General features: G+C 70.5%; 7 protein-coding genes and 1 pseudogene. 1 reads left to right on the plus strand and 7 read right to left on the minus strand.

All coding sequences use genetic code 11. The annotated features are described in order from the left end of the window. Nucleotides 1–544: 544 nt before the first annotated feature. The 7 genes and pseudogenes from VGX25_RS26800 to VGX25_RS26830 all read right to left on the minus strand — a co-directional run bounded on the left by VGX25_RS26800 (nucleotide 545) and on the right by VGX25_RS26830 (nucleotide 8,443). Nucleotides 545–1,048, minus strand: a complete 504-nt coding sequence (locus tag VGX25_RS26800) for an RNA polymerase sigma factor (protein WP_326920682.1) — start codon at nucleotides 1,046–1,048, stop codon at nucleotides 545–547. A 4-nt stretch (nucleotides 1,049–1,052) separates the two neighbouring features. Continuing rightward, nucleotides 1,053–2,429, minus strand: a complete 1,377-nt coding sequence (locus VGX25_RS26805; protein ID WP_326920683.1) for a hypothetical protein — start codon at nucleotides 2,427–2,429, stop codon at nucleotides 1,053–1,055. An 81-nt stretch (nucleotides 2,430–2,510) separates the two neighbouring features. Continuing rightward, nucleotides 2,511–5,831 (minus strand): pullulanase-type alpha-1,6-glucosidase, encoded by a 3,321-nt coding sequence (gene pulA / locus VGX25_RS26810; RefSeq protein WP_326920684.1) that lies wholly within the window; start codon nucleotides 5,829–5,831, stop codon nucleotides 2,511–2,513. A gap of 276 nt (nucleotides 5,832–6,107) precedes the next feature. Then, nucleotides 6,108–6,530 (minus strand): ATP-binding cassette domain-containing protein, encoded by a 423-nt coding sequence (locus VGX25_RS26815; protein ID WP_326920688.1) that lies wholly within the window; start codon nucleotides 6,528–6,530, stop codon nucleotides 6,108–6,110. Nucleotides 6,531–6,629: 99 nt separating this feature from the next. Beyond that, nucleotides 6,630–7,170: pseudogene (locus VGX25_RS26820) on the minus strand (response regulator transcription factor); the annotation flags it as partial. A gap of 90 nt (nucleotides 7,171–7,260) precedes the next feature. After that, nucleotides 7,261–7,554: an iron-sulfur cluster biosynthesis protein gene (locus VGX25_RS26825; RefSeq protein WP_326920685.1), complete on the minus strand. Its 294-nt coding sequence runs from the start codon at nucleotides 7,552–7,554 to the stop codon at nucleotides 7,261–7,263. 70 nt (nucleotides 7,555–7,624) lie between these two features. Then, nucleotides 7,625–8,443 carry a Tat pathway signal sequence domain protein gene (locus VGX25_RS26830; RefSeq protein ID WP_326920686.1) on the minus strand — a complete coding sequence of 273 codons (819 nt, stop codon included), beginning with the start codon at nucleotides 8,441–8,443 and terminating at the stop codon, nucleotides 7,625–7,627. A 459-nt stretch (nucleotides 8,444–8,902) separates the two neighbouring features. On the opposite strand from VGX25_RS26830, the gene VGX25_RS26835 reads away from it, so the two are divergent. Continuing rightward, a complete protein-coding gene (locus VGX25_RS26835) occupies nucleotides 8,903–9,124 on the plus strand; it encodes a hypothetical protein (protein ID WP_414635978.1) in 222 nt (73 codons plus the stop codon). The last annotated feature ends 734 nt before the right edge of the window (nucleotides 9,125–9,858 follow it).

Consider the following 9,858-nt stretch of genomic DNA (forward strand, 5'->3'; position numbering starts at 1 on the left):
TCCCTGAACTCGGCTTAACGAGCGCCAACCCTGCCGGCCGACCGGGCATTCATCGCGCCGCAGCGGTCGTTGTGTTCGGCGCCCGACAACGCAACCCAGCCATCCCGCCAACCCCGCCGCCGGCCGCCACCCAACCCGACAACCGCACAAGCTCCGCATCGGCAAGCAAACCCCGTGGCATTCCTTTCCCAAGAAGGAAAGCAACGTCACAATGCTTCTCATCGGGTCCGCAGATGGCCCGACCGATCTCCGGCCAAGGGCACCGCGAGCCTTACCTCGCATAGTGATCTCAGGCCCTGGCCGCCACCACAATCCAGGTCAGCAGGCGCACCGCCCGCATCGGCCATCCCTGAACTCGGCTTAACGAGCGCCAACCCTGCCGGCCGACCGGGCATTCATCGCGCCGCAGCGGTCGTTGTGTTCGGCGCCCGACAACGCAACCCAGCCATCCCGCCAACCCCGCCGCCACCCAACCCGACAACCGCACAAGCTCCGCATCGGCAAGCAAACCCCGTGGCATTCCTTTCCCAAGAAGAAAGCAACGTCACGTTGCTTCCCAGGGGATCCGTAGGTGGCGCAGGCGGGTGGCTAGGCGGCGGTGGGCGCGGTGGGAGCGGGACTTCACGGTGCCGATGGGGACGCGGAGGTGGTCGGCGATCTGGGCGTGGCTGAGGCCGAGGTAGTGCTGAGCCTGGACGATCTCACGTTCCACCGCGGGGAGGTCGTTCACGGCGCGGCCGATTTCGCGGCGTTCCCAGATGGTTTCGAGCGATACTCCGGCCACGGCCGGCTCGTCGGTGTGCCGGGGGAGCCGGTGGCGGCGGTCGCGGCGGTAGAGGTCGATGGCCACGTGCCGGGCGATGGTGTACAGCCAGGGGGCGATGCCGCGCAGTTCGTCCACTGTGGAGGAAGCGTGCCAGGCTTTGGTGAACGTGATCTGGACCGCATCCTCGGCGCGCTGCCAGTCGCCGAGCACGCTCAGCGCGATGGTGAACACCGCGCGGGCGTACCGGTCGTACACGGCGCGCATCGACTCGGTGTCGTGCATGGGTTTACGGGCCGGTGACGCGTACGAGGACGGGCTGGCCGGTGAACACGCCGGCCACCCGGGCGGCGCCGGCGAGCGCGCCGGCCACGGTCGTGTCCACCAGGACCGGAGCCTCGGCCGGCGCCTCGGCGAAGCCTCGGACGTGGACGGCGTGGTTGCCGACCGGCGGACCGGTGTAGACCAGTTCGGCGCCGACGATCACGAGCCGGGCGAGGTGCTCGGTGGACACCAGCGGACCCGGGGTGGCCTGTGTGATCCGGACTCCCGACAGCAGCACGTCGGTCGGGAAGGCCCCGTTCTGCCCGCTGATCTTGAGGGCCTGGCCGGTGCCGGAGTCGGCCAGGCGCTCCAGCTCGCTGTCCAGGATCCGCAGGTTCTCGATGCGCTTGCGGGCCAGCACGATCGGGGCGGGATTGCCGGGGAGGCTGCGCAGCCGAAGCCGGGACAGGGTGACGTCCCGGGCGTCCAAAATAGACACCGTGCCGTCCTCGACCGTCGAGTCGGTCAGCGTGACGTTCTCGGCGACCGCGCACCCGTCCCCGTGGATGGTCGCGGTCAGCCCCGCGCTTACGCCGCGGCGCAGGACCAGTTGGCGCATCAGGATGTTCTTGACGATCGGCTGGCACTCGAAGCTCGGGCCGCCAGTGGGCTCGAAGTCGATCGCCTGGTCGCCGACCAGGACCGACTCGCTGTGCTCGATCACCACGCCGTCGAGGCCGCGCTGGATGCCGATGAACGAGCGGTCGCAGTCGAGGCCGCGGGTGTGCCGGATCGTGGTGTTGCGGACCCACTCGGTGTGCGTGCCGAGCAGCCGGATGCAGTCGCCGCCTGCGTTCGGGCCGATGATCGGCAAGTTGAACGTCGCATGCTCGATCAGCACGTTGTCGGTGGGGCCGTTGACCTGCAGCAGATGGGTCTGCTCGATGGTGTTCGTCCGCTCCGAGCCGTCGAAGGTCAGGCCGCTGATCGACACGTCGGTGGCGCCGGTGACGGCGAGCAGGTGCCAGTCGGTCGGGTTGGGGAAACCCTGGCAGCCCGAGCAGGTGCCGGGACCGAGCATAGCCAGCACGGTCACGCCCTCCCCCGCACCCCGCAACACCAGGCTGCCGGTGATCCGCAGGCTCGCGATCGAACTCGTGCCGGGCGTCTGCCGGCGGGTCGCGTGGAACCGCCCCGGACCAAGCTCAAGGCAGCGCGGACCGGCCTGCGCCGCGTCGATCGCCGCCTGCAGCCGGTCCCGGTCGTCCTGGCCGTCGTCCGGCACCGCCCCGAAATCCTCGGCCCGCAGGCACGACGGCGCGGGCGCCGCCGAGCTGGCCCCCGTGGCCACCACGCACCCGGCGAGAACGAGCAGTACCAGCAACACCCGACCGTGCTTCATGATCATCTCCCATGACGGACCGTGACCGATCCCAGCACGGGTCATTGCAGAGCGGTTGCAGCCCGCCGCTCTCACCGCGCGTCAGCGGGCGACGAACACCGCCACCGTGCGCCCCGGGACGGTGAACGAGCCGGTCGCCCGGTCGTAGGACGACTGACGCACGACGGGGTCGCCGCCGCCGGCCTGCACCGGATGCAGGGCGTAGCCGGACCGGGCCAGCCCGGGCAGGGTCTGGGTGGTCGGTGCGGAGGATGCGTTGAACACCACGACGATGCTCTCGTAGCGCGGGTCGAGGTCGGGGCCGGCCCGGTCGTCGAGCGTCATCACGATCACCCCGGGCGTCTGGGTCGGGCCGCCGGTCGGGAAGGCGACCCGCTGCTGCACCAGGTTTGCCGAGCCGAGGCGGAACAGCGGTGAGGAGAACCGGATCCGCAACAACTCGGTCGCCCGGTCGTGCGCGGCGCGGATGTCGGCCGCGCGCGGCTCGAGCGCGGGGTCGGCCAGCAGCGGGCGCATGAACGTCCACTTGGACTCGTTGTCCTCGCGCGGCGGCAGGCCGGAGCCCCAGGTGGAGTCCCGGTAGGACCAGTCGACCCGGTTGAACCAGTCACCGGAGTTGAAGCTGTTGCGGTCCAACGACTTGGACCGCAACAGGTCCGTGCCGGCGTGCCAGAACGACGGGCCCTGCGCCAGCGCCACAGTGGACAGTGCAACGGTGCTCGCCCGCACCCGGTCGGCCATGGACGTGGCCACCGGCAGCTTGTACTGCACCACGTCGAACAGCGTCTCGTTGTCGTGCGCGTCGACGTAGGTGATCGTCTCGCTCGGGTCGGCCGCGTAGCCCGCCGGCTGGCCGTTGTAGTCGACCTGCGCGCCGCGCACGGTCGCCCCCTCACGGTCGACGAAGGTGTAGTCGCGCAGGTTGCCGGCCAACCCGACCTTGATCTGGTCGTGGTACAGCAGCAGCCGGGCCCGTTGCTGCTCGACGGATCCGTTCACCGCGGCGCCGTTGGGGTCGGTGAACAGCCCGGTGGCGAAGCCCTGCATCCGCGGGTCGGAGTCGAACGGGCCGCCGCCGCGAACCGCGTCGCGCAGCCGGTCGGAGAACGTGCCGATCCCGGTGCCGCCCATGTTCAGCTGGGAGGCCTGGACGAACCGGGCGTTGTCGGCCACCTCGCCGAAGTTCCAGCCCTCGCCGTAGAGGTAGATCTTCGACCCGTCGACCCCGTCCTTCTTCAGCGTCAACGAGTCCAGCGCCGCCCGCACGGCCAGCATGTTCGCCTTGGAGTGGTGACCCATGAGGTCGAACCGGAATCCGTCCACTTTGTACTCACGGGCCCAGGTGACCACCGAGTCGACCATGAGCTTGCCCATCATGCGGTGCTCGGTCGCGGTGTTGGCGCAGCAGGTGGAGGTCTCCACCCGGCCGGTGGCCGACAGCCGGTGGTAGTAGCCGGGCACGATCCGGTCGAGGACGGAGTTGCGGGCCTGCCCGGAGGCCGGGGTGTGGTTGTAGACCACGTCCATGACCACCCGCAGGCCGGCGCCGTTGAGCGCCGTGACCATCTCGCGGAACTCCCGGTTGCGGGCGGTGCCGTCCGGGTCGGTGGCGTACGAGCCCTCCGGCGCGGTGTAGTGCAGCGGGTCGTAGCCCCAGTTGAACGCGTCGGTGTCGCGGACCGGCCCGATGCACGCCTGCTGCTCCTCCGACGCCGGACCGAACGACGCGAGGTCGCAGGCCGGCCGCTGCTGCGCCGACCGGCGCTCCTCGATCGAGGCGATGTCGTTGGTGGGCAACAGATGCACCGAGTTCAGCCCGGCCTGCGCCAGGCCGCGCAGGTGCCGCATGCCGGCGCTGCCGGGATGGGTGAACGCCAGGTAGGTGCCGCGGTGCGCGGCCGGCACCGTCTCATCGGACGCCGAGAAGTCGCGCACGTGCAGCTCGTAGATCGTGCTGTCCTCGGGCTGGGCCAGCCGCGGCTTGGCCAGCCGGTCCCAGCCGGCCGGCCGCAGCGCCCGGTCGGACAGGTCGACGAGGATCGACCGCTCGGCGTTGGTGGTCAGGCCAAGGGAGTACGGATCGGTCACCACGTTGGTGCGCACCGCGTCCTCCCCCGGCACGTACACGGTCACCTCGAAGGCGTACCGCGCGTCGCGCCAGGACGGGTGGCCCGTGATCCGCCAGATCCCGTCGCCGCCGCGGTTCATGGCCAGCCGCCGGTCCGTCCCGAGCAGCAGGCTGACGTGCTTCGCCGTCGGCGCCCACAGCGCCAGCGACGGGCGGTGGCCGCGCCAGGCCGGCCCGAGCGCGGCCTCGGCCGCGTCCGCGTACACATCGTCGAGCACGCCGTGGATCTGCACGCCGGTCGCGTCGGCCAGGCGGCCCCGGGCGTCGTAGGCGGCCACGGCCACCTGCCCGGTGAGGATCGCGCCGGCGTTCGCGGCCGGCACCCGAAGCGCCTCGTACGACGCCAGATGCGGGTACCGCTGCCGAAGCTCCGCCGGCAGACCGCCCGGATCATGGCTCAACGGCAACGATTCTCCACCGGTCACCCCGTCCGGGGTCGCGACCAGGCCGCCCTCCGGCGCGTGGTGCAGCCGGAACGTCCACCCCTCGGCGCCGTCCGGCAGGTCGAGGGCGATCACGTCGCGGGTCAGCCACTGCGCCCGCTGCTCGCGCAGGTTCGGCGGCGCCACCCCGGCCGACACGGTCAGCACGTGCGTGGCCAGCACGTAGCTGAACGTCGTGCGGTCGCCGTCAGCCGCGACGAAGAACGGGATGTTCGCCCCGCCCGGCACCCCGCCGGCGCCGTAGTTCTCCGCCCATGACAGCCCGTGGGTCACCTTGACCTCGTACTCCCCCGCCGGGATCGCCGTGGTGGTGAACGTGTAGACGCCGTCGCCGTCGGGATCCTGCAGCCACGAGCGCATGCACTCCGGCGCCCAGTCCCCCGGGCAGCCCAGCTCGCTGGTGAAGCTGCCCGGCGCGGTGACGATCGGACCCTCCGCGTCGCTGGTGACCCAGTGCGTCGCGTGGTCGTAGTAGAAAGAGACCGACCCGCCCGCAGTGGTGTACGGGATGTTGGCGCCGCCCGGCACCGCGCCCGCGCCGTAGTTCTCGGTCCACGAGCCGTTCAGCGCGGCCTTGTACTCGTACGAGCCGGCCGGCACGGCGAAGGTGCCCTTCCACACGCCGTCCGCCGGGTCGAGTGCGAGCCGGGCCGGCACGCACTCCGGCTGCCAGTCGCCGGGGCAGCCCATCTCGCTGTTGTGCGAGCCCGGCACGGACACCGCGGCCGGTGGCGGCGTGTGCTCCGCCGCGGCGGGCGGCGCCGAAACCAGCACGGCGGCCACCATGGCCGCGACGGCTAACCGGGCGGGAACACGGCGGGCTTTCCTCACGGCACGTCTCCAGCGTCAGCGGTAGAGCGGGTCGCACAACGGTAGCCGCAAGTCGGGAGTTTCGGTGGGGTGGCCGCCGAGCTCGAGCACCCGGTGCACAGCTCGTCGACGTCGGACCCGTCGTGGGTGGACAGCACGACCGTGGCGCCCCGCCCGGCGACGACGTCCCGCACGGTGGTGAGCACCCGGTGCCCCGGACGGGTCGAGCCCGAGCGTTGGCTCGTCGAGGAACACCACGGTCGGGTTGTTGACAAGGGCCCTGGCGATCCCGAGCCGTTACCGCGTGCCCCGGCTGTAGCCGGCGATCCGCGTTTCGGCCCGATCGGCAAGGCCGACCTCGGTCAGCAGGCGCTCGGCGAGCACGGTCGCGTCCGGCCGGGACAGCCCAAGCAGCCGCGCGTGGTAGCGCAGATACTCCCGCCCGGTCTGGCAGCCCGGATAGCCGGCGCGCTCGGGCATCACGCCGACCCGGCGGCTGATCTCCGCCGGTCGCGTGCCGGGAATGCCGGCCACGGTGAACTCCCCGCTGGTGGGCGGCAGCACGGTGCTCAGCAGCCGGATCGCGGTGGTCTTGCCGGTCCCGTTCAGCCCGAGCCCGCAACACCAGCCGGCGCGGGCGGTGAAGGTAAGGTCGGCCACGGCGATCCGGCCGCCGAACCGCTTGGTGAGCCCGGTGGCCTCGATCGTGACGGCACCCATCGCTGGCCCTACTTGTCGTCGCCCGTGCCGTCGCTGGACGAGCCGACGACGGTGAACTGCTCGTCGAGCTGCACGTCGACCTGGCGGCCGGAAGGCGTAGTCCCACACGTGCTCGAGGATTTCCCGTTTTGGACACCACCTCGCCCCGGGCGGCGCAGCAGGAACTCGAGCAGCGCCAGCTCGCGCATGGTCAGCGCGACCTCGGCGGCGCCGCGCCACACGCGCCGCGCCGCCGGGTCGAGCGTCAGGTCGCCGGCGTTGATCACCGGTGGCCGCTCCCGGGCGCCGCGGCGCAGCAACGCCCGCAACCGCGCCACGAGCACCGCGGACGAGAACGGCTTGGTCAGGTAGTCGTCGGCGCTCGGTGTCCAGCGCCTCGACCTCGTCCCACTCGCCGTCCTTCGCGGTCAGCATCAGGATCGGCGTCCAGTTGCCCTCGCCGCGCAGCGTCTCGCGGACGCGGTAGCCGTTGACCCCGGAAGCATGATGTCCAGGACGATCGCGTCGTACGGATGCTCGCGCGCCATCCACAGCCCGTCGGTGCCGTCGCCGACGACGTCGATGGCGAAGCCCTCGGCCTCAAGGCCTTGCGCAGCCCCGCGGCCAAGCGCTTCTCGTCCTCCACCACCAACAGCCGCACGAACTCTCCCACGCCAGCGCCGGAGTCGGCATCTTCGGCGATGGCAACTGAAAGGTCGCTGAACGCGTCCGGAACGCTACGGCTGTCGGGTCAGCTCCGTTCGAGAATGGTGAAGTTGATCTGCCCCTGGGTGTCCTGCTCGACGTCGAGCACCTTGTCGTCGAGATACTCCGCGGCCCGCGGCTCCAGGAACACCTGGGCACCGGCGTCGGCGGTGACCACCTCGTCGCCCGCAGCCGGTCCGGGTGCGACGGTCAGCGCCAGTGCGTCCTGGGAATCGTCCCGGGTGTGCACCGCGAACCGCAGGCCACCCTCGTCCTGGAGCCCACGTTGCGCGGTCAGCGCACTGATCGCGTCGGCTGCCGCTTCGGTTACTGCCAGCATGCTGGTTCCTTCCTTAGACGGCGTACCCAACCCAACATAGAGGCCCGCCGCCGACCACGCATGCTCGCCGTTACACGAGTTGGTAGGCCCGGTAGTTCCGGATGAGCTGATAGGTGTTCTGCAGCCCGGAACTCTCGATGCTGCGGTAGATTCCCCACTTCGGTCGCAGATAGTTGACGTCCCGCCACAGGTCGACGCTCGTCGTGCGGTTGTCCACCACCGTGGTCGAACCGTTGCGGATCACCCACCTGAGGTAGCCGCCGCTGTTGGACGCCTTGAACTCCCACTCGATGTCCAGCCACTTGTTCTGCAGCGGCGTGTAGTCGGCGAGGACGTGCTCGGTGTTGGCATCGTTGTCCCGCAACGTGAGAACGGTCAGCGTCGGCCGGCTCTTCTGCCGCGGCGTGAGTGTCCACAGCGGACCTCCCACGTCCGGCACCTTCATCTGGAAGATATGGGTGAACTTGGTGGTCGCCGTCAGCGAGCTCGGCCAGAACGCCTGGTACGTGATCCGCCAGGTCTGATCCTTCCCGATCTTGTGCACCGTGCTTCCGGAGCGCATCCCCTTGGATTCGTTGCGTTGCCGGTCGGACCCGTCCCGGTCCACCGTGTGCATGTCGAACCGGTAGCTCTCCCCGGAGACGTAGATGTGCCGAACCCCGGGATGCGAGTCGGCCCGGTCGTCCTCCAACCCCTCGAACGCGTTCAGCCCGTCCGTAGCCGGGTTCGGACTCCACCACAACATCCAGGCCGCGGCGGGCTGACGCCCCGCCACCGGCTGGGTTCTGGTGGCCGCCCGCGCCGTCCCCGTCCCCGCCGCCAACCCGCCCAGCACACCCGCGCCCAGCCCGAGCGCCCTCCGCCGGTCGAAACTCGTTACCCGATCCACGTGGAAACCCCTTTCCTTATCGGATCGTCATACATCGGATGTATCCTGCGACTTAAAGTAAGAGCAACATCACCACTCGTCAAGCCTGGCGCTCAACCTCATTGCCACACGGCCACCACTAGGGGATCTGCTCTCAACGATGGTGGTCTAGTCCAGCTCGCCCTGCCGCGAGAGATCCGATGTTCCGCTCCCCGGCACGCCGGGATGTATCAGAACCACTACCCGGCGCCTCTTGTTGGTAAGTGTTAAGGACGAACGGACCCCGCCCCCCAGGCGCAGAATGCTAACAACCTGGTCGGACGGGCGATGAAACCGAACGAGACAGGGCTCCATCAAAGGATTGTCGGTGCCGGGTGATACACCTGGGTCGAACAAATCCCATGAGGCAAGGAAGTAACACCAATGTCCGCCCGCCCCACTCCGGCCCAGCTCGATGGTCTGAACCACCGAGCCCTCGCGATGCTCCGCGCCGTTGACGCGGGTCGCGCGGAACTCAGCTGCAGCCAGGAGCCCGACCTGTTCATCGACGGCGTGCCCTGCTGCGACCAGTTCACCGCCCACATCCTCGCCCACGACGGCCTCATCGAGCCCGCCTACTCCGGCGTCCTCGGCCAGCGAGTCCCCGCCACCCTCACCCCGGCCGGCCTCGCCGCCATCACCCCCGCCCCCGCCGCCGCCTAACCACCCGCGCGCCCAGGGCCATCACCTTCCCGAGCCACGCTCGCTCCGGAACCCACCCAATCCACCTCCTGCCCACCCACGCGCCAGGCCCCCTCACCCGCCCGCACCTCCACCATCGACGGGTCCGGGGTTCCTCGGCGCGCCCACGCTCGCGGCCCTCACCTGCCCGTTCCGAGCACACCCACCTCGCCGCACCCCCACCATCAAACGGGTCCGGGGTTCTTCGGCGGTCCCGCGCTCGCGGCCCCTCAGCCGCCCGCTCCACGCCCGCCCCGAGCACACCCCATCCCGCCGCCGGGCCCCACCATGGCGGGCCCGGGATCCCCCGGGCGTGTCCCGCGCCCAGGTAGGCGTGTGACCCCTCCCCGCAGACACGCGACCGCGCCCTGGCACCCCGGCCCCACGGCGCGCGGGCACCCGGCCGGCACCGGACTACGGGAACGCGTCACATGGCTGCACGAGCGCCGAACACGGCTGCCGGAAGGCGAGACACGCCGGGCCGGGACCGGGATCCCGGGCGCGTCCCGCCCTCGGGTAGGCATGTGACGCCTCGGCGTAGGTCAGTTGCGCGCCAACCGCGGGCTACCGCGGGGCGGCGAGTGTCGGGCCGGGCCGGGATTCGCCGCTTCCCTACTCAGCCCAGCCCCCACCCCGTGTGGGGTGGGGAGGGGGGTTCGTGGGTCAGTTTACCAGCGGAAATGCCGGGGAAGATCAAGAGTGGGGTGGGTGTGGAC

The organism is Actinophytocola sp., from assembly GCF_035942955.1.
Lineage (GTDB): Bacteria > Actinomycetota > Actinomycetes > Mycobacteriales > Pseudonocardiaceae > DASYTH01.

Bases quoted from the DNA above. Each gene is read 5' to 3' on its own strand.
- VGX25_RS26800 (WP_326920682.1), bottom strand. From the start codon at position 1,048: ATGCACGACACCGAGTCGATGCGCGCCGTGTACGACCGGTACGCCCGC.
- VGX25_RS26805 (WP_326920683.1), bottom strand. From the start codon at position 2,429: ATGAAGCACGGTCGGGTGTTGCTGGTACTGCTCGTTCTCGCCGGGTGC.
- VGX25_RS26815 (WP_326920688.1), bottom strand. From the start codon at position 6,530: ATGGGTGCCGTCACGATCGAGGCCACCGGGCTCACCAAGCGGTTCGGC.
- VGX25_RS26825 (WP_326920685.1), bottom strand. From the start codon at position 7,554: ATGCTGGCAGTAACCGAAGCGGCAGCCGACGCGATCAGTGCGCTGACC.
- VGX25_RS26835 (WP_414635978.1), top strand. From the start codon at position 8,903: ATGCTCCGCGCCGTTGACGCGGGTCGCGCGGAACTCAGCTGCAGCCAG.